This is a genomic window from Secundilactobacillus paracollinoides DSM 15502 = JCM 11969 (genome assembly GCF_001311135.1).
Classification (GTDB): Bacteria; Bacillota; Bacilli; order Lactobacillales; family Lactobacillaceae; genus Secundilactobacillus; species Secundilactobacillus paracollinoides.
This window is the reverse complement of record NZ_BBAG01000032.1, coordinates 1-23,720: the sequence shown is the minus strand read 5'-3', so window position 1 is coordinate 23,720 and position 23,720 is coordinate 1. Positions and strand designations below refer to the sequence as shown.

The window sequence follows — 23,720 nt, the reverse complement described above, 5'->3', positions numbered from 1 at the left end:
AGTATAGATATTTAAATATTATTGTCAAGATAGTTGACAAACGAGTCATGAATCATTATTGTTATCAACAGACTTTTAAAAATAACGTAAAAAGAGGGTAATTAAAAGTGAGTGATAATGCTGCGGTAGACATGAACGGCAAACCATATAGCCGGACCTTAATGATCCTTGTGCTATTGGTTGGGACGTTCTGTACCGTTTTAAACCAAACGATTTTATCAACGGCTAACCCAACTATCATGAAGGCGTTCGATGTGAACCTTTCAACGGTGCAATGGTTAACCACCGGCTTTATGTTAGTTAACGGGATCATGATCCCAATCAGTGCGTGGTTAAGTACCCGTTTCAATTCGAAATGGCTATACATTTCTGCGATGACTGTGTTTACGATCGGGACGGCTGTTTGTTATACAGCACCAAACTTTGGTTCGCTATTAACTGGTCGTTTGATCCAAGCTTTGGCTGTTGGGATCACAATGCCATTACTGCAAACTTTGATGATGTCCATCTTCCCACCAGAACGGCGTGGGACTGCCATGGGACTTGCCGGGATCGTTATTGGGTTGGCACCAGCCATTGGCCCAACTTTGTCAGGGTGGGTCATTGATGCCTTTACTTGGCGTGACCTGTTCGGCATGATCCTGCCAATCTTGATCATTGTTTTAGTGCTTTCATTCTTCTTTATGAAGAGTGTGTTACCTACGACTAAGAAGGGGCTCGACTGGTTATCAGTTGCGCTTTCAACGATTGGGTTTGGGAGCTTACTTTACGGGTTCTCTAGCGTTAGTGATGACGGCTGGGGCAGTGTAAAGGTTATTTCATTCTTAATTGGTGGTGTGATCTTCATTGGGTTGTTCGCATGGCGTGAATTAACCATGAAGAACCCACTCTTGGAACTCCGGGTATACCGGTCAATTCCATTTACAATTTCTGCTGTTTTAAGTTCTGTCAGCATGATGGCCATGGTCGGTGCTGAAATGATCATCCAATTTACCTGCAAAACGTGCGTGGGATGTCAGCCTTCCATTCTGGGTTAACCCTGTTACTTGGTGCCTTGATGATGGCTGTGATGAGTCCGATCACTGGTCGGGCTGTTGACCGGTATGGTGCTCGTCGTTTGTCCATTATGGGGATGGTATTACTGACGTTAGGGACGTTACCATTCGTCTTCTTAACGAAGGATACGCCAACCATTTACATCGTTGTGCTTTACGCTGTCCGGATGTTCGGGATCGCCATGGCCATGATGCCTGCTACAACTGTTGGGATGAACGCCTTGCCAGTTAACTTGATCGGTCATGGGACTGCCGTCAACAACACCCAACGGCAAGTTGCCAGTTCTATTGGGACTGCCATCTTGACTAGTGTGCTGTCAACGGTTGTTAAGAACCACGTTCCTGGCAAGCACATGATCAAGACGAACCCGTTACACTACAAGGACCTTGCCATTAACGCAACGTTAACTGGTTACCACGCAGCCTTCTGGGTAGCACTTGGGTTCTGTCTGTTAGCTGTTGTGACTGCCTTCTTAATGAAGAACCGTGGCCACGCAAGCGATTATCCTACCGATGGAGGTGACGCAAAGTGATTATCTTTATTTTGGCAATTTGCGTCGTTCTGGCGTACATCTGCTTTATCTACATTCAATCTAAATCATTAAGTGCCATTTTGGCCATTGTTTTCTTGGCAGGCGCTGTCGTAAGCGGCACCTTCATCGTCAAGAACTGGCATGACCACTATGGGTTAAAAGAAGTCACGACAACGAGTGCAGCGAAGACCATCTATCCTGCTAGCAGCAAGGATGGCATGAACACCATGCTGTACTCGCCAATCGGTACTGAAAACAAGCACCAAGTCTACGTTTATAAGAAGACTGCGGATGCTAAGAAGACCTCGCATACGCAGGTCGGCAGCACGACGAAGAACGAGGTTATCAGAACCTCTGGCAAGAGTCGGATTGTAACGAAGACCACGCGTTATGCATACAAGAACAATGCTGATAAGATCTGGTTCGCATTTACCGACCAGAGTGGTCAGTATGTCCGTCGGGTCAACAAGATCTACATCAATAAGAACTGGATCGTGCTTTCAGCTGCTCAAGCAACTGCCTTGAAGAAGGAAATGAGCAGTAAGTCCTTCCAAGCAAATCTGAAGACCCAAGCGAAGACTTACGTTGCTGCGCAGGTTAAGGCCGCTATGACCAAGGATCCAACCATGGGCAAAGCTGCATTAGCTAAAGTCGAAAAACAAGCTGCAGCTGAGTTCCAGCAACAAGCAGTCGCTAAAGTGATCAAACAAGTGAAGGCTAAGTATTAATCTGATACATTCACTCATATGAATTACCCTAATAAGTCAAGACAATCAGGCGATGGTTTGGTTGTCTTGGCTTTTTTGGTGGTCTCAGAGTGCGGAACACGTTTTCACAATGTAAACGAGAAATTCAAATAGTCTTATTATGCCGCTTCGTTGCGCCGGTCGGCCCTGCAGGCTGAGGTGGGGTCGCTCCGGGTAGCTAGTGAATGTCTTGTCAGAAATTCAAGGATCTCCTACGTCTCCCGTGATAGTAAATGACCAAAATACGGTCATTAACTATCACCGACACCACAGCCTGCAATGCCGACCGGCTCCACTACGCTGCGATACTTGTAATAGCCATCATAGATGGTAAGTCTTCATAAGTGGTGGCAATAAAGCTGTTGATCAATCGTTACCAGTGACTAGCACATCGTGAGAAGCATTGCTGTCAATGTCTTTATTAGCAGTCAAGGGCGGATTCCTTACAAACAGGGGTTAACGCCATGGTGATGCTTAACAAACGGTAAAAAGTAAGCTCAACGTTAGTGGAATGGCGCAATTTGGCACGGTGCAGTGGTGTCGACATCAGTTGGCGACCGTATTTTGGTCGGTTACTGATGTGCGAGACGATGAAGATCCATTCGAGAGCTGCGCAGCAGAAATCGAATTAGCTTCATCGCGAGCCACTACTGCTCCGTGCAAATTGCAGAATGCAACGAACAATCACCGAACATCATAAAGTCTATCCAGGCTAAGAACTCGACTATAGTAATTAAAAAACAATTAATTTTACTGTTGACATCCGCTAATCTCAAGACTAAGATGAATTCATAAATTAGAAAACGATGAGATGTGATGAAACCTTAAGGAACAGGTTGAAACGATTGTTAAAGCGAGCGTGGCTGGTGAGAACACGTACAATCTTTTAATCAAAAGTTAAGGTGGAGCAGCGGCCCTTGTTTAAGGGGTCAGGGACGGTCACCATTATTGGACTGCCTGATGAATACGTCAGGATGAGCTGGTTTAAACAACCAGAAAATAAGGTGGTACCGTGCGAAAGCGCCCTTAGGCAGAGATGTCTAAGGGCGCTTTTATCGTTTTCTAGTCACATATCGCATTATAATTTGAGTTTGCTGAAAGGAAGCAATACATATGACAAAATATACAGTAATTGGTGCCGGCGCAATGGGGCTTGGCTACGGCGTTTTGATGCAGGAACGAACAGCTAACACGGTTGACTTTGTGGATACATGGAAGCCGAGTGTTGAGACCATCAAAGAACAGGGTGGCGTTTGGGTGTCACGTGATCACAAGGATAAACACATGGTGCCAGTGAACATCAGCTACCCGGAAGACTATACCGGTGACCCGGATGTGTGGATCATTTTCGTGAAACAAATGCAGCTCGCCGATGTTTTGAAACGTTGCGCGCCACTATTTAAGGCGCACCAGTACGTCTTTTCAGCGATGAATGGCATGGGCCACATCGATAAGATCAGCAACTATTTCCCGGACGAACATATCGTTGGCGGGACAGCAATGATCGCCACCGTGTTGAACGGCCCTGGCGACGTTGATTTCATGGGTGCCGCTCGCGCTGGTGAAATGCACATGGTCAACAAGACCGAACACAATGATGAAACGACCCAACAGATTTTTACCGACTTTAAGGATGCTGGTATGGGACCCATCATGACCGAAAACTTTATGGGAACGCTGATGTCCAAAGTTGTTTTCAATGCCGTGACGAACACGCTCTGCTCGATGTTTGAAATTACCATGGGACAGTTTATTGAATATCCAGGCGTGAAGGATATGACGATTCAGCTGATGAACGAATCCTTTGATGCGTGTGAGCGGGCTGGCATTCATCTCGTGGAGACGCGGCAGGAAGAAGTGGCGTCTGTGGATTATGTGTCACGAGTTGCTAACCCATATCATTACCCATCTATGTATCAAGATTTCTCGAAGGGGCGGCCAACCGAAGTTGACTACATCAACGGGTATATCGCTAAGATCGGGCGCGAACATGATTACGTTTGCCGGACACACGAATTTATCACCCATGAAGTGCACATGGCTGAATTGATGCGCAAGTACAAGAAGCAGCCAGCAGAACAAACACAACCAGTTTCACAAGCTTAAAAAATGAAATCAGTAACGGTGGATCAGCACTGTTGCTGTTTTTTTGTGTTCGAAACCCGTATTACCGCCATTTAAACGTTAACATTTACACAATCTTTACATGCCTTTACACAACATTTACTTAAGCTTTACATGATATCAACATTACTTCCATATAATTTAAACCGTACTAGATGTCCGATCGACGCCAATTTAAAGGAGTAGTGAGTGGTAGATGGCAATTGAATTGCACGATGTGACCAAGACTTATGAAGCAGGACAGCAACCAGTGTTGTCCAAGGTCAATATGACAGTAAATGACGGTGAATTTTTCGTCATTGTCGGGCCTTCTGGCTGTGGAAAAAGTACCTTACTCAGAATGATTGCTGGTCTGATTTCGATTTCTTCCGGGAAGCTGATGATCAATCAGCAGGTGGCAAATGATATTCCGCCAAAGGATAGAAAACTCTCCATGGTGTTCCAAAGTTACGCACTGTTTCCGTTCATGAGTGTTTATGACAACGTTGCGTTTGGTCTCAAGTCAAGAAAATTGGCGCCACAAGAGATTCAAAAACGCGTGAACGATGCCCTTGTTATGGTTGATCTCAAGGCCCTCGCGACTCGTAAACCACGCTCCCTATCTGGTGGCCAGCGGCAACGGGTCGCACTGGCGCGAGCAATTGCTTCAGACGCTCAGTTCTGCTTGATGGACGAACCATTATCTAACTTGGATGCTCAGTTACGGGCTAAGATGCGCTTAGAACTTAAGGCACTCCAACGGCAATTGGGGATTACGGTGATCTACGTCACGCATGATCAAGTCGAGGCGATGACGATGGCGGACCGGGTCCTCGTTTTGCAAGACCACCAGGTACAGCAGATCGACACGCCGATCAATATCTATGAGCATCCCAAGAACGAATTTGTGGCCACCTTTTTTGGGACGCCGCAAATTAATCTCCTATCTGCAGATTATGCCCATAGAGAGCTGACTGTGAACAAAAGTTTTCGACTCCCCATTGCCTATCCCTTGGCCGCTGGACAGTACACGATTGGAATTAGGCCTAGTGACGTCACCGTTGCTGTCAATGATCGGCAAGCCAATGCGCGGGTCAGTGCGGTGTCTTATTTAGGTGACCAAACGGTGATTGTCGCTGAACTGCTTGAATCAGCGGATGAACTACGCCTCGTAGTGTCGAACCAGGCAGATGTCAAAAATGGCGACTTTATCAGCCTTAAGCGTGTGAACCACTTCTTTGTTTTTGATCAACATGGTGCGCTGATTACAGCGGAATCACGTGAGGAGGTGGCTACGCATGCTGCAACGCTTGTCTAAACCAGTCGACCACACTTCGGTCCCGTCAGTTGAGTTAACAAGTCAACGTTCAATTAAGGACTCGGGGTATGCGGTTTTGTTCATAGGACCAACGATCGTCCTTCTCCTGATCTTCGTGTTCTTTCCGATGCTGAAAACAGCCTATATGAGCTTCTTTTTAACCAACGATTATGGGCAAGCGACCGCATTTGTTGGTCTCAGTAACTATCTGTCCCTCCTGACGAGTCCCGCCTACCTATCGAGTTTAGGCGCAACCTTGATCTTTGTAGCGGCAGTTTCCGTACTCACCGTTGTTTTGGGTGTCGCGCTTGCAGTGGCAGCAAATCAGCAGTTGAAGGGTATTCGGCTGTTTCGGACGTTATTTTCAGGGACGATGGGAGGTTCAATTTCGGTAGCCGCCATCTTTTGGTTATTCGCGTTTAACCCATCCGTGGGTGTCTTTGCCCAGCTCTCGCAGGCGCTGCATCTGCCGGTAGTCAACTGGTTGACGGATCCCAAATCAGCTATGGTTGCCATCATTCTCTCAACCGTTTGGATGAATCTGGGGTTCACCTTCCTCATTATTTTTGGCGCGCTGCAATCCGTTCCGCAATCGTTGTATGAAGCGGCAGATATTGCGGGCGCCTCAAAAATGACGCAACTTTTTAAAGTCACGATTCCAATGATTTCCGGCACGCTGTTTTTCGTCACCATTGTGACACTGATTGAGGCTTTTAAGGGTTTTGGGTTGATCGACATGATGACTGAAGGTGGGCCAGACAATGCCACTAATCTGTTGGTCTACCGAATCTATGCGGATTCTTTTCTGAACGGTAATTTTGCTCAGGGGAGTACCGAATCGATTTTGCTAACGGTGATCATTGCCATTTTCACTCTGATTCAATTTAAGTTCTTTGGAAAGCGGGTGCACTACTAATGCAACTGACACCATCCGAACAACCCCAGACAACTTCAATTCAACGGCTGAAACTCATAGGGCGTTATACACTGCTGATTATCTTAATGTTGATCGTTGTGAGCCCATTTTTACTTGGCTTCTGGACAAGCTTGCTGCCAACTGCGCAAATTTCGAAAGGGGCGTTATGGGGTCGTCTCTCAATTGATAACTATATTGCGGCGTTTACAACGACCCCCATTTTGAGATACCTCTTTAATAGCATCGTCATTGCGAGTTTAACCACCATTGCACAGGTGATTTTTTGCTCGATGTCTGCCTACGCGTTTGTATTTTTACGGTTTAAGGGCCGTCAATTCTTGTTCTACGCGTTTCTGGCGACCATGATGCTGCCCTTTGAAGCCGAAGTGATCCCGAACTTTATGACCGTCAAAGCGATGGGGCTGCTTAACCACTTTGCCGTGATGGTCGTGCCGTTTATGGCCACCGCGTTTGGCACGTTCATGCTACGGCAGTCATTTTTGCAACTGCCCAAGGAACTCAAGGAAGCTGCGGATATTGAAGGGCTTAATCACTGGCAGTTTTACTATCAAGTGGTATTACCCTATTCTCGAATCAGTATCGTAACGCTTGCGGCGTACAGCTTTCTGACCAGTTGGAATCAGTATCTGTGGCCAATGCTGACCACTTTTTCAGACACGTTTCGCCCTGTTCAAGACGGCCTGCGCCAACTGCAATCCGCAGAAACGTTCAATAACTGGGGTATGATTCAAGCAAGTGCCTGCATTGTTGTCATTCCAACGCTGATCGTCCTTTTCATTGGCCAGCATTATTTCAAGTCGGGATTAAATGAAGGGTCAGTTAAATAGGGAGGACGACAATGAAACGACATCACATCATCGATTTGATAGGAGCACTGTTTTTATTGACGCTAGTGGTCAGCGGGTGTACCACTGGCCAGGCATCAGCCACGGGACCACGAGAGAAAATTGTGTTTTGTCACGAAATGACGGGGCCGGCAGCGGCCCAGCTCAAACAATTCGCCAGCACCTTTAATGCGTCGCAAACAAAATATCAGGTGGTGCCTGAGTTTGAAGGCACCTATAACGAAGCCGTTCAAAAGATCCTGCAAACACATGGGACCAGCGCGTCACCCGCTGTGTTTCAATCCATGGACGTGTCGACCAGCGAGTTGTATCACGCGAAAGTTGCAACACCTATGCAGCACTTTATTGACGCTGAGCACTATGACATTAATCAAATTGCCGACGTGCCGCGGGCCTTTTATTCTCAGGGCGGCAACCAAATATCAATGCCGTTTAATACCTCGCAGCCGGTGCTGTACTACAACGCGTCACTATTAAAACGACTGGGCATTCAGGCACCACCGAAGGATCCCAGCTATGGTGATATCACCGCGGTGGCCAAACAGATTCAGGCGAAGTCCAAGGGGAAAATCAATGGGATGACCGTTGAGGAATACGGCTGGTTGTTTGAACAGTTTATGGCCAATAGCAATGAGCACATGGCCAACAATGATAATGGCCGAAAAGGGGTGCCGACTGCCGTTAATTTTGATCAGCCTGGGGCAAAGAAAGCGATGCAGTGGATTCAAGACAATGTAAAGAACAAGGACATCATTAACTTTGGATCCGGCTCCACCGCCGAAACGAACGAAATGGCCGCTTTCTTAGCCGGTAAGCTGGGTATTTTCATGCAGTCGTCGGCCGATATCAGTAGTTTGACTGCTGGAACAAAAGATAAACTGGGTATTTGCTACTTCCCGCATGCCGATGGTCAAAAGGCTAACGGGGTTTCGATTGGGGGCGCCTCAGTCTGGATCTCAAATGACAAGCCAAAGGCCGTGCAACAAGGCGCCTGGCAGTTTGTTAAATTCCTTGTCAGTGCTAAGAACCAAGCGGTATGGGAAAAGGTGACTGGTTATATGGCAATCAACAAACGGGCCAAGAATGAGCCGTGTTGAAGGACTTGTATGCGAAGCGTCCAATGGTGGCCGTGCCAGGTCAGCAGTTGGCGCGGACAACACCCAATATTTGCAATTCTGGGGTCTTCATGGAAGACGTGGTTCAGGAGCGGATGCTGACACAAACGGCCATGCAGCAGGTCTATAACCATGGTGACATTGATAAGGCGCTTAAAACGGCCACGGACAGCATGAATGCGGCCATTACGAATAACAATAAAGCCAGTGGGATCACCAAGGGAGGAACGGGAAAATGACAACCAAAATTTTTGGGCACCGAGGTATACCGACTCGTTTTCCAGAGAATTCGCTTGCCGGATTTGCTTACGCCATTGACAATGGTGTTGAGGGGTTGGAGTTCGACGTGCAGTTAACCCAAGATCTAGTGCCTGTTGTGATGCATGATGAACGGATCGACCGGACTACGGATGGGCATGGTCTGATATATAACGCGACCTACGCGGAACTATCACAGTATCATTTAGCTAATGGCGAGCAGATTCCCTTATTGGCAGATTTTCTGGCTCTGGTAGCCAATGAAGACGTGCAGTTGAATCTTGAATTTAAAACGGATCTGATCCACTATCCAGAGATTGAACGACGGGTGTTAGCCATGATTGCAAAAACGCCGCTGGTGCACCCAGTCATTTTCTCATCCTTTGATCTGGCAACGTTGCAACGCGCATATGCAATTGACAGCACTCAAAATTACTGCTATTTAGCGGATCACCTGATTGCGCATCCGCTTGAATTTATTCGTCAGGAGCATCTGCAAGGGCTGCATCTTAATCGGTTTGATCCACTAGCTCCCGTTGCAGAACGTATCTGAACCGTGAACGAGGATGAGCGTCTTAAAACATTGGTAGCTCAAGATGTGGCGGGTATTTTTACGGATGATTTCGAACATGCGATGGCAATCCGTGATGCCCAGTTACAGGTGCTCTCTTAATGAACAGGAGAAAGGCATTAATTTAAAAAGAGGGGTTGACTTTCAAGTAGCCAGCCAGTATTATTAAAGCATAGTTAGAGAATAATATGAAATTGCCTTGAAGCTTTAAGGACTAGGTCGAAGCGATTGGATAAGAGAGCGTGGCTGGTGAGAACACGTACAATCCTTCGAGTTAAAGTTAAAGTGGAGCAAGCGGTCCTTGTTAAGAGGGACTAGGGTTGGTCACCACTACCTGACCGCCGGATGAAAACGTCCGGGTCGAGCCGATTAGCGATAATCGGGAAAAAAGGTGGTACCACGTGAAAACGTCCTTAAGCAGCGATGCTTAAGGACGTTTTTTCGTTCTCTAACAATTATCCTAGCGTCAAACACATAACCGTCTGATGATCAGTCTTGATGCCACTGATGCATAGACACACATATTTAACACATATCTGGGATCGCTACCCAACACAACTTGCACCAGCACACATAGGTTTAGCTATTATTTCAATAGCATGTACACCACATACCGCATGATGACACATATAACTGTTTCACAACATAGACCCACATAGCGTTACTTATACTGTCACAACTCGTGGCACCAACACATAGGTTTACACACATATTGCTTCACACATCATGCACCTCTACTTATTAATAAGTGTCACACATAGCGGTACGGCATCACACATAGGTCGGCATCATCTCCGAATTGAATTCGGACACATAGTCGCATCGACACATAGATTATTTTCACACTACACATATAGTAATGACGCGGTCTGTCTTGTATTGGCGGACTGTGTTGTTGGCTTGGAGGATGCTTGGCATGCTCTGGGCTTTTTTATTTGGACTCACTTATATTTAAAAAATCGTCAACTTTCCCTAGTCTTGGAAACGCTCACGGTGGTACACTCATTTTCAGAAAACATCGACGATAATCCAGATTCAATGAAATGGAGATCAGAAAATAAAAAAAGGACGACTTATACGCGCTTGCATCATAGCGTTATGCATTGTAGGCACTGCATTTTCATCAACGCAGGCACTAGCTGCAACTACTAGTCCAGCCACCCAGACGCGCGCCAAACAAGCCGACATTGACACTGACGCGCGGCTCAACGCTGTTGGTGCGCTCGTCATTGGCGCAGCGGCGGTCATCGTTGGCGGCTATGAGCTTAAACGCCAATCAGGTCAGCGGGGGATGTCACATGATATTTTAGAGATCGAGCCTAGCCTTTCTCAAGAGTTTGAACCCTTGTTTTATGATGTTCAGGATGCCTGGGCGGACAATGATCAGCACCGGTTGGCTGAGTTAATGACGCCAACATTCTTTGAAAAGCGCAAACAACTGCTGGATCGGTGGCAGACAGCTGGGAAAAAGGCTTGTCATGAAGGCATGGTCATCATCAATTTACGTCAGGAACGCAACGTGAAAACGGCACCCCGCGTTGTCGTAACGGCCCAGGGACGGCAGTACTTTAGCTATCCAGATCGCTCACAGCGGTTCAATCAGGAGCAGTATGAGCAAACTTATTTTCACCGGTTTACTGAGGTTTGGGAACTTAATCGTGATGATGCCGGGCAGCTCAGAGTCACACAAATCAAGACATCCGACTAATTGGATAGGGAGAAACGTTCGGCCAGCACTGGACGTTTTTTATTTTTTTAAGATGCTGCGTTGAGAAACAATCCAACTCGGAATACGTGTATACTTAACGTACAATAAGTGATTGGAGAAACAATTGTGAAAAAATGGTGGGTAGTGGTGCTATGGACATGTGTTTTAGGGCTAAGTGCGCCCACGACAGCGTTTGGTCGGGCTGGTGGCGCCACTGGCAGCACAACGACCGGTGAAACTGAAGGGACGACCAGTTCACCGTCGTCCTATCATCAGAGCGGCTACTATGGGTACAACAACGGCCAGAATCTGGTTAGTGGTCTCGTTATTGGTGCAGTTGCCATTTTTATCGGTGGGTCGCGACTCAAAAAACGGGCTGATCAGCACAATGCACCACGTGACGTGTATCCAATAGAACCTGAAATCGCAAGACAGTTTGAACCGTTATTTTACCGCGTTGAACAAGCATGGTCGGATGGCGATCAAGCGACTCTGGCAGCCTCATGACACCGCGTTATTTCCACGAGATGAAACGACTCTTGGATCGCTGGCACGCTGCTGGTAAGATCAATCGTTTAGAGGGCATGGTGATTATTAATTTAGAAGCGGCGCCTAGCACCAAAGAAACACCACACGTTGTTGTGACAGCTCAGGCCCGTGACTATTTTGAATATCCTGGAAAATCGCCAGAGTATAATCGTAATCAATACGACCAAACACGACTGGAACGATTTGTTGAAGTCTGGGAACTTCAGAAACAATCTGATGGTCGATATTTGGTGGCCAAAATCAGACAATAAAATAAGCACACCTGCGTTCACGATGCTCAGGTGTGCTTATTTTAATCCTTATTTTTCCGGCGTTGGCTGCACATGCTGCTTAGCCGTGTGGCAGTCACATCCAGTCGAATCACGCCGACGTATGCCAAATCATGCTGAGAAATTTCGCCAGCAACATCATGACCGACCTCATGCCGCAACAGGGCGCGCAGAGCGGTTTCTTTTTCGCTCAGATCAGAGACGAGGACCGCGGTTCCGGTACCATAAATACTTTGATAATAGTAACTATAATGGCTCAGCTGGTCATCGGTCGGTTCAAATAATTTTGCGTTTGTCACGATATTAAATGAAACCTGGTTGTCGGCGGCAATCAACGTTCGTTTTTTACCAACGGGCGCGCCGTGCATGTACAACGTGAGGGTGTTGCCATCGAACTGTTAGCCGTAGTTCGTCGCACAATGTAGGGCGCTGCATCGCCGTTATTGATGCCAAGGGTGATGACGTGGCCATCGGCAACGATTTGCTGCATCGTTGCTAAATCAGTAATTTCACGATCTTTTCTTCTCATACGAAGGCCTCCAGTTGGCTAGTGTGCAGCGTTATGACGCTTACCGGTGTAGGCAATCACATCAGTTTTAATGATGCCGACCTGTGCAAGATCCACCGGGTCAAGGGTCCCATCAAAGTACCCCAGTTCCTTCTTAAGCAGCAGTCGTAACGCATGTTCTTTTAATTCAAGGTCAGTGACTAGGATCGCATTCCCAGTACCCAAAATACTTTCGTAGTAAATGGTATGGGCATCGGCCTCGAGGTGTGCTTCAGAAACAATGCTAAACGACACGTTGGGGTCATTGGCAATCAGTGCCCATTTCTTACCCTTTGCTGCACCGTGTAAGTGGAGCGTCAGGTGGGTACCGTCGAATTCGTAAGCGTAATTTGTCGGCACAACATAGGGTGCTGGTGAATCCATAATAGCGGTGTTAATGATCTCACCGTTTTCAATAATCGTTCGAAGATCGTCAAAATCTGTAATTTCGCGGTCGGTGCGTAGCATGACAACCCCTCCTTAAATTTTAACCGAATACGTATACTCCCAATGTACCGCACCAACAGCGGGTAATGCAACTAGTAATCGACTGGTAGCAACATCTTTAGCCTGTTCAGTACTCATTATTTTAATCGTAGCCCTTGACATTCATCTCAGAATATTGTATTCTCTTCACATCATATTAGAACTGAATTAGAAGATGAGTAGCACGTTTACCCTTAAGAAGAGAGCCGTCGTAGGTGGAAGACGGTAGGGGGAACTGTGTGAAGATGGTCTTTGGTCAACGAAGGCGTGTGAGCTACGGCAAGCACATCATGGGTGCGCCCATTACAGCGTGATGGTATCAGTGGATACCTGTGGAGAAAACGAGTGTGAGCTTGTTTTAAACTAAGGTGGTAACGCGATTAAATCGTCCTTATCTTGCTATAGTGTAGTGCTATGGCGGGGTGGGGACTTTTTTGTAGAGTGCGGAACGGGGCGGTTAAGGACTTGCCCCGTGGAGCACGTTTCGGCTATATAAAATGAGAGCACCACAGTCATAAAAGTCCATGGAAGAGCAAAAGCCAGTCAATCACAAAACCACTACCAACCAAAAAGCCTTCACGATCCAAACTCAAAATAAACCAAAAATCAAAAAAAGGAGGACACCACAATGACAAACATTACCTACCTGCACTGCAACAAAATCACAACAGCAAGCTACCTGCTTGGCGATGGCATTGACGGTCAAGCCATGTGGTTGCCTGCAGCGTTGGTTTAGCATCCAACACCACCGACAATGAGACCAGTCATCGTGCTTAAACGCACACGAGAGGAGAACCTTACATGAAAACAACAGTTATCGGCTACCCCCGCATCGGGAGCCACCGAGAATTAAAATTTGCGGAACAAAAATATTTCAAACAAGCAGTATCAGCTGATGAACTTGCACAAACGGCTAAAACGTTACGCGATGAAAATCGGAAAACACTGACGAACGCTGGCATCGACCAGTTACCATCAAACGACTTTTCATACTACGACACCACTTTAGATACGGCGTTCCTATTAAACATCGTGCCAAAGCGGTACCGGGATCTGAACCTGTCCAACCTCGATGAATACTTTGCTGAAGCTCGTGGTTACCAAGGCGATAAAGGTGATGTGACCGCCTTAAGCATGAAGAAGTGGTTCAATACGAACTACCACTACATCGTCCCTGAATTTGACGATGACACCGATATCAAGCTGGTTGGTTCCCAAGTCTTTGATGCCTTCAAGGAAGCCAAGGCCGCTGGGATTAAAACACGGCCCGCTTTAGTTGGCCCGTACACGCTGTTGAAACTCAGTGCTTACAAAGGGGCAAAACGGCCAACGGACTACGCGGCAGCCTTGGTTAAAGCCTACGATGCTGTGCTGGCACAATTAGCCGATTTAGGTGCCGAATGGGTTCAATTGGATGAACCATCACTAGTCAAGGACCAGTCTGAAGCCGACCTAGAACTCTTCACTGATTTGTACAAGCCTATTTTGGCAAACAAACACGGGCTGAAGATTTTAGCTCAAACGTACTTTGGTGACGTTCGTGATAGTTACGACTTGCTGACATCACTGGCATTCGATGGGCTTGGCCTTGATTTCATTGAGGGTGCTGAGACACTTGATTTGATCAAGTCAAAGGGGTTCCCAACGAACAAAACACTGTTTGCCGGCGTAATCAACGGGAAGAACATCTGGAAGGCGAACTACGACGAAAAACTGGCGTTGATCAAACAACTCCCAGTTGCTGACGACCAATTAGTACTGACCACGTCATGTTCGTTACTCCACGTGCCGTACACGTTGGCAAATGAACCGCAATTAGACGAAAAATACAAACGGTACCTTGCATTTGCCGCTGAAAAATTGACTGAATTAACGGATCTGGAACAGATCTTAAACGGGAACGGTACGGATGCGCTGAAGGCCAACGAAGCGTTGTTCGCCCAACCACGTTACGAAGAAAACGAAACGATCACCAAGCAAGTTGCTTCATTAAAGGAAAGTGACTTCCACCGCGAACCATCATTTGAAGAGCGGGCTGCCATTCAAAAGAAAGAGTTCAATCTGCCAGAATTACCAACGACTACGATTGGCTCCTTCCCACAAACCCGTGAAGTCCGTCGCAACCGGTCGAAGTTCAAAAAGGGTGAAATTACCAAGGAACAGTACGATGAATTCAACCGCGAACAAATCAAAGCCTGCGTGGAATACCAAGAAAAAATCGGCTTAGACGTGCTCGTGCACGGTGAATTCGAACGAAACGACATGGTGGAATACTTTGGCGAACAACTGGATGGGTTCCTGTTTACCAGCAACGCCTGGGTACAATCATACGGTGTCCGGTGTGTAAAGCCGCCAATAATCTGGGGCGATGTTGCTCGGACCCATGACATGACTGTCAAGGAATCGGTCTACGCCCAAAGTCTGACTGACAAGCCGATGAAGGGGATGCTGACTGGTCCCGTGACGATCTTAAACTGGTCCTTCCCACGTGAAGACTTATCTCCAAAGGAAACGACCTACCAGATTGCCTTAGCCATCCAAGCTGAAACGTTAGCCTTGGAAAAGAATGGCATCAAGATCATTCAAATTGATGAACCCGCTTTACGGGAAAACTTGCCATTGCGGAAATCCGACTGGTACAGCCGTTACCTGGACTGGGCCATTCCAGCCTTCCGACTCGTGCACAGCAAGGTTGAACCGTCAACGCAAATTCACACCCACATGTGCTACAGCGAGTTTGGTGACATTCTTGACGCCATCGATGCCATGGACGCGGATGTCATTTCATTTGAAGCTTCTCGGGCTGACCTGACCCTCCTGGATCAACTCAACCGCGACCACTTCAAGACCCACGTTGGCCCCGGCGTTTATGACATTCACTCCCCACGGATCCCATCCGAAAAGGAAGTTGCCGGCACCATCGAAAAGATCTTGAAGAAGGTCCCATTAAACAACGTATGGATCAACCCAGACTGTGGTTTGAAGACTCGGGGCGAAACTGAAACCACCGCCAGCCTGGAAAACGTTGTTGCAGCAACCAAGGAAGTTCGTCAGGAACTCGCGCATGAAGGTCGTTAATTGTTTCGACCATCGCCCCGTGATCTCGTTCGAAATCTTCCCACCACGCGCTAACGCGTCCGAAAAGGCTACGAACCGGTTTTACGCCTCACTGGACACCTTAGCGTCACTTGAACCCGCCTACATTAGTGTCACCTATGGCGCGGGCGGTAACGGCAACCATGCCAGCACGCTGGCACTGTGCCGCTACATTAAAGAACATTACGGCATCGACGCTGTGGCCCACATTCCCGCAGTGGCCTTTGATCAACAATCGCTCAAAACCTATCTGGCAGACCTCGAGGACGCACGTGGAAAACGTGCTGGCGCTTCGGGGCGACCTGCCAGCGGATGGTCGGCCCAACAACGACTTTCCGTTTGCTAGCGACTTAGTCACGGCCATTAAGCGCGAAAGCGACCTCAACATTTTGGGCGCCTGCTACCCGGACGTACACCCGGAAGCTGATAACTGTGTGGTAGATGTGCAACATCTCAAAGAAAAGGTGGACGCTGGCGTTTCCCAGCTCATCACGCAACTTTTCTTTGAAAATGGACACTACTACAACTTCCTCGAACGTTGCGAACTAGCCGGCATCAAGGTACCGATTCAGGCGGGCATCATGTCCGTCATTAACGAACGGCAAATTGCCAAAATGGCCACCATGGGCGGTGTCGGATTACCACCCAAGTTCTTAAAAATGATGCACCACTACCAAGACAACAAGATCGCCATGCGCGACGCGGGCATTGCTTACGCCGTTGACCAAATCGTCGACCTTCTTTCCGAAGGCGTCGACGGCATCCACCTGTATACCATGGACAACCCCGTGGTCACCCAGCGAATCTGCAGCGCGATCAAAACTTTGATCTAGTGTTTTTGAATTAAGCAGTCATTCCTATTATTGGATGACTGCTTTTTGCATTTGCTGGGTAAGTCCGTTGCATTGCGCGATTTGGCACGGCATCGAAGTGGCTCGCGACTGAGCTAACTCGATTTCTGCTGCGCAGCTCTCGAGTGGATCTCAGTCGTCTCGCATGTCACTAAATGGCCAAAGAACGGCCATCAAGTGACATCGACACCACGATGCCGTGCCAAATCGCTCCATTCCACTCACGTTAGCGTTCTCTGCATCAGCTACCTAAGGATTGACCAATAATTAAAACGGGTTCGAAGATTATCCGCACTCGACTGCTTGGTTATCAACATGTAGTAACCAGGTTATAGTGCTGTTAGGCCATTGATTTCGTACTGATTCAACAAGCAACGCTGTGTTATCAGCGTGGATGTGTCAACTCATTGGTCAGCGTAACGTTCGCGGTTAGATTAACCCTAGCCAGTTTACTCAAGTAACGGTGTCGCTATCATAAGCATTCGTTTAGTCAGTTGGTTACCTATTAATGATCGTCAATGTTCTTGAGGGCGGATAATCCGCGAACTAGGGCTAACTGTTGGGTGATGCTTGGGTTACTGAGTTAAGATGCTGGCTGTGAGTGGTGCGGAGTCAATTTGGCGGTAGCTGGTGTGTCGGTATCAGTTGGTGGGTGTTTCTCAGGCCACCTACTGATACGGGAGACGGAGGAGATCCTTGAATTTCTGACAAGAAATTCAATAGCTCCGGAGCGACCCACACCTGCCTACCGCCAAATTGACGGAGTACCACGGAACTCCAACGCAAACATCCACACCTTAACGAACCATAAAGTTCTTAACACTTTCCTAAACGGACTTAAGAACACCATAAGAAACCGCGAATGATAGTCAGAAGGTTAGAATACACCAGTCAATGATGGTATAACTGTCTCATAATAAAACGAAATGAGGTGGTTGACATGTTTCCATATCTTGGATTGAAGGCCAGCACTGATGAGGCGCAACTGGAGGAACGGTTGCAGCATCGGCCAGAGGTATTTGAATTTTACACGCAAGCCAGCGACATGACGCCGGATGGATTAGCGCATTTAAGTCAGATGATCGACCGGGTCAAGTCTGCCGGTGTCGACCACGTGATCATTCATCACCCAATGGCGTTTGACCACGCTCATAATGAGCTGGCAGTTTCCGCACTGCGAAATCCCGCAGCGTACCAGTTTATGATGGGCAGCACGGAATCACTCATTGAATTAGCACGCATCAAGGATGTGCAGGTCCTGATTCACGGGGCCTACAACGCACCGATGAGCTGGATCAAAGCGCAGTTTGGGAGCTTAGAAGCTGGGCGTGAGCTTGTGTTTGATCGGCTCGACTACTTTAAAGCCCTCGGCGGTAATCACGTGATGTTTGAAAATGCCCTGTCACCATTGTTTCGCTTTGGTGAGCCGGGGTTTGAGCGTGCGATTATGGGCCATCATTATCGGTTAGCTTACGATATCAGTCATGCGTTTATCGTGTTGCACGGTGACAACGATCAGTTAGTATCTAGCTTGGCACGGCTGGCACCCCAGATCGTGCACTATCACTTAGTTGATTCGATGGGACAAAAACACGATAGTTTGCCGCTTGGCAAGGGTGCGATTGACTGGGCTCGGGTAAAACAAGTGTTGAATCCGAATGCCACTAATATTTATGAGATTACCCTTGATGACGAATCGAATTGTCAGGCAATGTTAGACAGCCACGATTACCTGAAGGGACTGGCATCGCGGACGCTGCTTGTCGGCAGGTAGCTGAAGGCAGTTGACGTTGGCGGACGCTCGCGGTATGATAGCTTCATACTTATGGGTGATCGATGATGCCCTAAATTGAACGGATTTTACAAAAATAGACACTCGTCTGAGATCAATCAGATGGGTGTCTTTGTTTTGCGTATAACCACAACATGTAGTAGTGATATTCCAAAATCATGTTAAATTGCACACAATATATGGTTGAAGCTGTCTGCGAAAATCGGTATTATAGTGAGTGAATTGTTCAAATGAAAAAGGGGTTGGCGGAGATGCAAGAAACACGAACAGATCGCGTTGACGACCTGACTGTCATTAAGCGTGACGGCCGGAGTGTCAGCTTTAACGGTGATAAAATACAGACGGCTATTTTAAAAGCGGCCAAGAAAATGAACGACGAACTGGATGCCAGTGATTATCAAACGATTGAGGCGGTTGTCGCCGATGTTGAGCGTGAGCTTGCGGACCGGTTCGACGATAACGTAAAGATCTACGAGATTCAAAACATTGTGGAACATGAATTGATTGAACAGCACCAGTACGACTGGGCTGAAGAGTATATCAACTACCGGACGCAAAAGGATCTCAAACGCAACCAAGCAACGGATATTAATTTTACGATTCAAAAATTGTTACATAAAGATGCCACGGTGGTGAACGAAAACGCCAACAAGGATAGTAACGTCTTTAACACGCAACGAGACCTGACTGCCGGAACGGTTGCCCGGTCAATTGGGTTGAAAATGCTGCCGGACAAGGTTGCTAATGCCCATTTGAAGGGTGACATTCACTGGCATGATTTGGATTATCAATATAGTGCCATGACGAACTGCTGCCTGATTGATTTCAAAGAAATGCTGAATAACGGCTTTAAGATCGGCAACGCCGAAGTGGAGTCGCCACATTCGATCGAGACTGCGACGGCCCAAATGTCACAGATTATTGCCAACGTGGCTTCCAGTCAGTATGGTGGCTGTTCCGCCGACCGCGTGGATGAATTCCTTGCGCCATTTGCGCAGAAGAACTACGACAAGCACATGGTTGATGCGAAGGAATGGATCGAAGGCGTAGAAAAACAGGACGCCTTTGCGAAGGCTAAGACGAAAAAGGACATCTATGACGCCATGCAGGCGCTCGAATATGAGATCAACACCTTATACTCCTCACAGGGACAGACGCCGTTTACAACGCTTGGTTTTGGCTTAGGGACGAACTGGATCGAACGTGAGATTCAAAAATCCATCCTCAAAGTGCGTATCGAAGGCCTGGGTAAGGAAAAGCGGACTGCCATTTTCCCCAAGCTGGTCTTTACGATCAAACGCGGCTTGAATTTGAAGCCCGAGGATCCAAATTACGATGTGAAGCAACTCGCTGTTGAATGCGCAACGAAGCGGATGTACCCCGACGTGCTGATGTACGACAAGATCGTCGAACTGACTGGATCCTTCAAGGCGCCGATGGGGTGCCGGAGCTTCTTGCAGGGCTGGAAGGATGAAAACGGCAACGAGGTGAACGCTGGGCGGATGAACCTTGGCGTTGTCACCATGAACCTGCCGCGGATCGCGCTGGAAGCCAAGGGTGACCGAGATAAGTTCTGGGCCATTTTGGAAGAACGCTTGTCAATCTGTAAGGAAGCCCTGGTCTTCAAGGTGAACCGGGCAAAGCAGGCGCGCCCAGAAAATGCGCCGATCCTGTACGAATACGGGGCCTTCGGGAAACGACTGAAGCGCACCGATTCCGTTGACGAGTTGTTTAAAAACAACCGCGCCACCGTTTCGTTGGGATACATTGGCCTGTACGAAGTGGGTACTGCGTTCTTTGGCCCAACCTGGGAGACTAACCCTGAGGCCAAGCAATTTACCATTGACGTGGTCAAAGACCTCTACGACCCTGTCAGCAATGGGAAGACGAATACGGCTACCACTTCAGCGTTTATGCTACCCCTGCTGAAAGTCTGACCAACACGTTCTGCCAAGCCGACATCAAGAAGTTCGGCCGCGTGAAGGATATTACCGATAAAGAGTACTATACGAACAGTTTCCACTACGATGTGCGGAAAGCACCAACACCGTTTGAAAAAATTGACTTTGAAAAAGACTATCCTAAATACAGCGCTGGCGGGTTCATTCACTACTGCGAATACCCGAATCTGAAACAAAATCCCAAGGCACTCGAAGCCGTTTGGGACTACGCATACGACCGAATCGGTTACCTCGGCACGAACACACCAATTGACCAGTGTTTCGAATGCGGGTTCAAGGGTGAATTCAAGCCAACCGCTAAGGGCTTCGAATGCCCGCAATGCGGCAACCACGATCCCGCAACCTGCGACGTTGTGAAGCGGACTTGCGGCTACCTTGGCAATCCTAACCAGCGGCCAATGGTTCACGGCCGTCACATTGAAATTGCCAGCCGAGTCAAGCACATGTCGCTTGGCAATGATGCCAATGATATTGCACGTCAGTAACGTTTGAACACAATGCTGTGATGGCGTTGCACTCCGCAATTTGGCACGGTATCGAAGTGGCTCGCGATGAAGCTAATTCGACTGTCGCTGTGCGCCATTCGAATGGATCTTCATCGTCTCGCATGTCACTAAATGGCCAAATAACGGCCATCAAGTGACATCGACACCACGATACCGTGCCAAATTGCTGCGTTCCACTTACATTGCAGTAACTTTTAAACCTGGTTAAATATCAAAATACAATTAGTGCAAGTTCGTAGAGAATCCGCCCTCGACTGCTTGTCGATAACTTGCAGGGATGCTTTGTACCATGCTGTGTGAGCGGAAATTGGCAACTAACTGCTTGTGAGTTAGTGATTGAGTTGTAAGGAATGTGACAGGTCGTTGCTGAAAAATTAAGCAATTACGGCTATTTAATAGAAAAAATAAAGGAGGCTTTTCAATGCCTAATCAAACTGAAAAGCTGCCTAAGAATCCACAGCCTCAAGAATGGCTGGCTTCTGATTTAAGTCAACAATACGTTGCCAGCTACAAGCCGTTTAACTTTGTGGATGGCGAAGGGGTTCGGTGCAGCCTTTACGTTTCTGGCTGCAAGTTTAACTGTCCTGGCTGTTACAACAAGGTGGCACAGAACTTTCACTTTGGGCATCCTTATACGCAGGAACTGGAAGACCAGATCATTGAAGATCTGAGTCAAGACTACGTTCAAGGATTGACATTGCTTGGTGGGGAACCATTTTTGAACACCCAGGTCTGCATTAAACTGGCGAAACGGATCCGTCGAGAATTCGGCCATGATAAAGATATCTGGAGTTGGACGGGTTACAAGTGGGAAGAGCTGATGCAGGAATCTGACGATAAGTTAGAACTGCTGAACCTGATTGATATTTTGATCGACGGCCGCTTCTTGCAAGCTCAGATGGATCTCACACTGCAGTTTCGTGGCAGTGCCAACCAAAAGATCATTAACGTGCCAGAGTCCCTTGAAAAGGGCGAAATCGTACTTTGGGATAAGTTGATTAAATAACAAAAAGCCTAGTTTGACCTTACGTTGTCAAGCTGGGCTTTTTAAAAATTTAGATTGATGTAATTAGTCCGTTGCATTCCACGATTTGGCACTTCGCTATGGTGGCTCGCGAATAAGCTAACTCGATTTCTGCTGCGCAGCTCTCGAGTGGATCTTATTCGGCTCGCATGGCACTAGGTGGCCGAAGACCTTGCCCACCAAGTGCCATCGACACCATAGCTCCGTGCCAAATCGTTCCATTCCACTTACTTTGCTCATGCTTGTAACGTTTGATAAACATCAACATGCAGTCAAAGACAGTTCGCGGATTATCCGTCCTCGACTGCTGATTGCTTGATGTCAGCTAACGCTATTTTTAAAGTGGGTGTTGACGATACAGACTATTGATGTTTTACAGCAAGTGTCAGCAAAGTGGAGCCGGTCGGCATTGCAGGCTGTGGTGTCGGTATTAGTTAGCGACCGTATTTTGGTCGGTTACTAATACGGGAGATCTTTGAATTTTTATACTAATACGGGAGATCTTTGAATTTTTAGTTTATATTGCGGAAACGTGTTCCGCCAGCTCCTTACACTCCGGGAGTAACCCGGCCTGCTCCACACTCTGGCCTCAACGTGCAGGGCCGAACGGCGCAACGAAGCGACAGTACAACTCTAAATTGTTTACCACAAATTTTAAAAACATTACCCGGAATATCCGATATAATAAAGAGTGTATGCAACTAAAAGGAGGGTGACGCCATGAAGTGTTCTTGGGCTGAGGGCAGTAATGCGGCCATGACAGCGTATCACGACCATGAGTGGGGCTTTGTGACCACGGATGAAACGGCGACGTTTGAGTTGATGGTCCTTGAAATGATGCAGGCTGGGTTGAGTTGGCAGACTGTGTTGAATAAGCGAAGTGCCTTTAAAGACGCATTCGTCAATTACGATCTTGAAAAAATAGCCGCTTTCCAGCAACCGGAAGTTGATGAACTCATGGCTAATGCGGGGATTATCCGGAATCATCGGAAACTCATTGCAACGATCAATAACGCCCGGATCCTCAGGCAGTGGCACAAGGATGGGCGGACAATGATTGCCTATCTGTGGTCGTTTGTCGACTTTACACCGCAGAATAGTAAGCACCAGACAATGGTGGACTTACCCGCCCAGACGGATCTTTCTAAACAAATCAGTAAACAACTCAAAAAACAGGGCTTCCAATTTCTTGGACCCACCATCGTGTATTCCTGGTTGCAGTCGCTCGGCATCATTAACGACCATTTACTGGAATGCGACACGTATGCGCCAGCAGTCGCGTTTGGCAAAACGCAACACGAGACGTTGATGGCGCTCAAGGCATCAGTCTGACATGAAACTGTCATCAAAATATGACAGTAAAATGACACAGCTGTTGCAGCCTCACAACAAATAAAGGTTAAAATACCAAATTGTGTTTAAGAAACGGGTTATTGGTTGTATTTAACAT

The 23,720-nt window shown here is 47.5% G+C and carries 15 protein-coding genes and 5 pseudogenes; 17 read left to right on the top strand and 3 right to left on the bottom strand.

Annotation, left to right across the window (positions count from 1 at the left end; genetic code table 11):
* The first annotated feature begins 107 nt into the window (after positions 1-107).
* The 11 genes and pseudogenes from JCM11969_RS10660 to JCM11969_RS10610 all read left to right on the top strand — a co-directional run bounded on the left by JCM11969_RS10660 (position 108) and on the right by JCM11969_RS10610 (position 11,989).
* Positions 108-1,588 (top strand): annotated as a pseudogene (locus JCM11969_RS10660) (MDR family MFS transporter).
* Positions 1,585-2,316: a DUF4811 domain-containing protein gene (locus JCM11969_RS10655; protein WP_054711141.1), complete on the top strand. Its 732-nt coding sequence runs from the start codon at positions 1,585-1,587 to the stop codon at positions 2,314-2,316. The pseudogene JCM11969_RS10660 and the gene JCM11969_RS10655 overlap by 4 nt, the downstream one beginning before the upstream one ends.
* Positions 2,317-3,447: 1,131 nt before the next feature.
* Positions 3,448-4,440, top strand: coding sequence for a ketopantoate reductase family protein (locus tag JCM11969_RS10650; RefSeq protein WP_054711140.1), 993 nt, complete (start codon positions 3,448-3,450; stop codon positions 4,438-4,440).
* 214 nt (positions 4,441-4,654) lie between these two features.
* Positions 4,655-5,755: an ABC transporter ATP-binding protein gene (locus JCM11969_RS10645; protein WP_054711138.1), complete on the top strand. Its 1,101-nt coding sequence runs from the start codon at positions 4,655-4,657 to the stop codon at positions 5,753-5,755.
* Positions 5,736-6,671 carry a carbohydrate ABC transporter permease gene (locus tag JCM11969_RS10640; protein ID WP_054711136.1) on the top strand — a complete coding sequence of 312 codons (936 nt, stop codon included), beginning with the start codon at positions 5,736-5,738 and terminating at the stop codon, positions 6,669-6,671. The genes JCM11969_RS10645 and JCM11969_RS10640 overlap by 20 nt, the downstream gene beginning before the upstream one ends.
* Positions 6,671-7,519 (top strand): carbohydrate ABC transporter permease, encoded by an 849-nt coding sequence (locus tag JCM11969_RS10635; RefSeq protein WP_054711134.1) that lies wholly within the window; start codon positions 6,671-6,673, stop codon positions 7,517-7,519. Before JCM11969_RS10640 ends, JCM11969_RS10635 begins: the two co-directional genes overlap by 1 nt.
* Positions 7,520-7,530: 11 nt before the next feature.
* Positions 7,531-8,891: pseudogene (locus JCM11969_RS10630) on the top strand (extracellular solute-binding protein).
* Positions 8,888-9,583, top strand: a pseudogene (locus tag JCM11969_RS10625) (glycerophosphodiester phosphodiesterase). The pseudogenes JCM11969_RS10630 and JCM11969_RS10625 overlap by 4 nt, the downstream one beginning before the upstream one ends.
* Before the next feature lie 1,189 nt (positions 9,584-10,772).
* Positions 10,773-11,189: a TIM44-like domain-containing protein gene (locus JCM11969_RS10620; protein WP_156319339.1), complete on the top strand. Its 417-nt coding sequence runs from the start codon at positions 10,773-10,775 to the stop codon at positions 11,187-11,189.
* Between the two features lie 126 nt (positions 11,190-11,315).
* Positions 11,316-11,696, top strand: coding sequence for a hypothetical protein (locus JCM11969_RS10615; RefSeq protein ID WP_054711130.1), 381 nt, complete (start codon positions 11,316-11,318; stop codon positions 11,694-11,696).
* Positions 11,693-11,989, top strand: coding sequence for a hypothetical protein (locus JCM11969_RS10610; RefSeq protein WP_054711127.1), 297 nt, complete (start codon positions 11,693-11,695; stop codon positions 11,987-11,989). Before JCM11969_RS10615 ends, JCM11969_RS10610 begins: the two co-directional genes overlap by 4 nt.
* 41 nt (positions 11,990-12,030) lie before the next feature.
* On the opposite strand, the gene JCM11969_RS10605 is transcribed toward JCM11969_RS10610, so the two are convergent.
* From JCM11969_RS10605 to JCM11969_RS10595, 3 genes are read right to left on the bottom strand one after another with little or no spacing between them, the layout of a single operon-like run.
* Complete coding sequence (locus JCM11969_RS10605) at positions 12,031-12,375, bottom strand: pyridoxamine 5'-phosphate oxidase family protein (protein ID WP_082409305.1); 345 nt, start codon at positions 12,373-12,375, stop codon at positions 12,031-12,033.
* The gene (locus JCM11969_RS17780) at positions 12,339-12,536 is read right to left on the bottom strand and encodes a hypothetical protein (RefSeq protein WP_054711122.1); all 198 of its coding nucleotides are present in this window, start codon (positions 12,534-12,536) and stop codon (positions 12,339-12,341) included. Before JCM11969_RS17780 ends, JCM11969_RS10605 begins: the two co-directional genes overlap by 37 nt.
* Before the next feature lie 18 nt (positions 12,537-12,554).
* Positions 12,555-13,022: a pyridoxamine 5'-phosphate oxidase family protein gene (locus tag JCM11969_RS10595; protein WP_054711120.1), complete on the bottom strand. Its 468-nt coding sequence runs from the start codon at positions 13,020-13,022 to the stop codon at positions 12,555-12,557.
* A gap of 819 nt (positions 13,023-13,841) precedes the next feature.
* Here JCM11969_RS10595 and metE point away from each other — a divergent pair.
* From metE to JCM11969_RS10565, 6 genes and pseudogenes are all read left to right on the top strand, one after another.
* Positions 13,842-16,118 (top strand): 5-methyltetrahydropteroyltriglutamate--homocysteine S-methyltransferase, encoded by a 2,277-nt coding sequence (gene metE / locus JCM11969_RS10590; RefSeq protein WP_054711118.1) that lies wholly within the window; start codon positions 13,842-13,844, stop codon positions 16,116-16,118.
* Positions 16,105-16,969: pseudogene (locus JCM11969_RS10585) on the top strand (methylenetetrahydrofolate reductase). The gene metE and the pseudogene JCM11969_RS10585 overlap by 14 nt, the downstream one beginning before the upstream one ends.
* Before the next feature lie 958 nt (positions 16,970-17,927).
* A complete protein-coding gene (locus JCM11969_RS10580; protein WP_054711116.1) occupies positions 17,928-18,761 on the top strand; it encodes a TIM barrel protein in 834 nt (277 codons plus the stop codon).
* Positions 18,762-19,009: 248 nt separating this feature from the next.
* Positions 19,010-21,225, top strand: a pseudogene (gene nrdD / locus JCM11969_RS10575) (anaerobic ribonucleoside-triphosphate reductase).
* Between the two features lie 442 nt (positions 21,226-21,667).
* Complete coding sequence (gene nrdG, locus JCM11969_RS10570) at positions 21,668-22,252, top strand: anaerobic ribonucleoside-triphosphate reductase activating protein (protein ID WP_054711114.1); 585 nt, start codon at positions 21,668-21,670, stop codon at positions 22,250-22,252.
* 738 nt (positions 22,253-22,990) lie between these two features.
* Positions 22,991-23,602: a DNA-3-methyladenine glycosylase I gene (locus JCM11969_RS10565; protein WP_065928420.1), complete on the top strand. Its 612-nt coding sequence runs from the start codon at positions 22,991-22,993 to the stop codon at positions 23,600-23,602.
* The last annotated feature ends 118 nt before the right edge of the window (positions 23,603-23,720 follow it).

Excerpts from the sequence above, each read along its gene's own strand:
- JCM11969_RS10645 (WP_054711138.1), top strand. The coding sequence starts at position 4,655 with ATGGCAATTGAATTGCACGATGTGACCAAGACTTATGAAGCAGGACAG.
- JCM11969_RS17780 (WP_054711122.1), bottom strand. The coding sequence starts at position 12,536 with ATGAGAAGAAAAGATCGTGAAATTACTGATTTAGCAACGATGCAGCAA.
- JCM11969_RS10565 (WP_065928420.1), top strand. The coding sequence starts at position 22,991 with ATGAAGTGTTCTTGGGCTGAGGGCAGTAATGCGGCCATGACAGCGTAT.
- JCM11969_RS10635 (WP_054711134.1), top strand. The coding sequence starts at position 6,671 with ATGCAACTGACACCATCCGAACAACCCCAGACAACTTCAATTCAACGG.
- JCM11969_RS10605 (WP_082409305.1), bottom strand. The coding sequence starts at position 12,375 with ATGCACGGCGCGCCCGTTGGTAAAAAACGAACGTTGATTGCCGCCGAC.
- metE (WP_054711118.1), top strand. The coding sequence starts at position 13,842 with ATGAAAACAACAGTTATCGGCTACCCCCGCATCGGGAGCCACCGAGAA.
- nrdG (WP_054711114.1), top strand. The coding sequence starts at position 21,668 with ATGCCTAATCAAACTGAAAAGCTGCCTAAGAATCCACAGCCTCAAGAA.
- JCM11969_RS10620 (WP_156319339.1), top strand. The coding sequence starts at position 10,773 with ATGTCACATGATATTTTAGAGATCGAGCCTAGCCTTTCTCAAGAGTTT.
- JCM11969_RS10640 (WP_054711136.1), top strand. The coding sequence starts at position 5,736 with ATGCTGCAACGCTTGTCTAAACCAGTCGACCACACTTCGGTCCCGTCA.
- JCM11969_RS10595 (WP_054711120.1), bottom strand. The coding sequence starts at position 13,022 with ATGCTACGCACCGACCGCGAAATTACAGATTTTGACGATCTTCGAACG.
- JCM11969_RS10580 (WP_054711116.1), top strand. The coding sequence starts at position 17,928 with ATGTTTCCATATCTTGGATTGAAGGCCAGCACTGATGAGGCGCAACTG.
- JCM11969_RS10610 (WP_054711127.1), top strand. The coding sequence starts at position 11,693 with ATGACACCGCGTTATTTCCACGAGATGAAACGACTCTTGGATCGCTGG.
- JCM11969_RS10650 (WP_054711140.1), top strand. The coding sequence starts at position 3,448 with ATGACAAAATATACAGTAATTGGTGCCGGCGCAATGGGGCTTGGCTAC.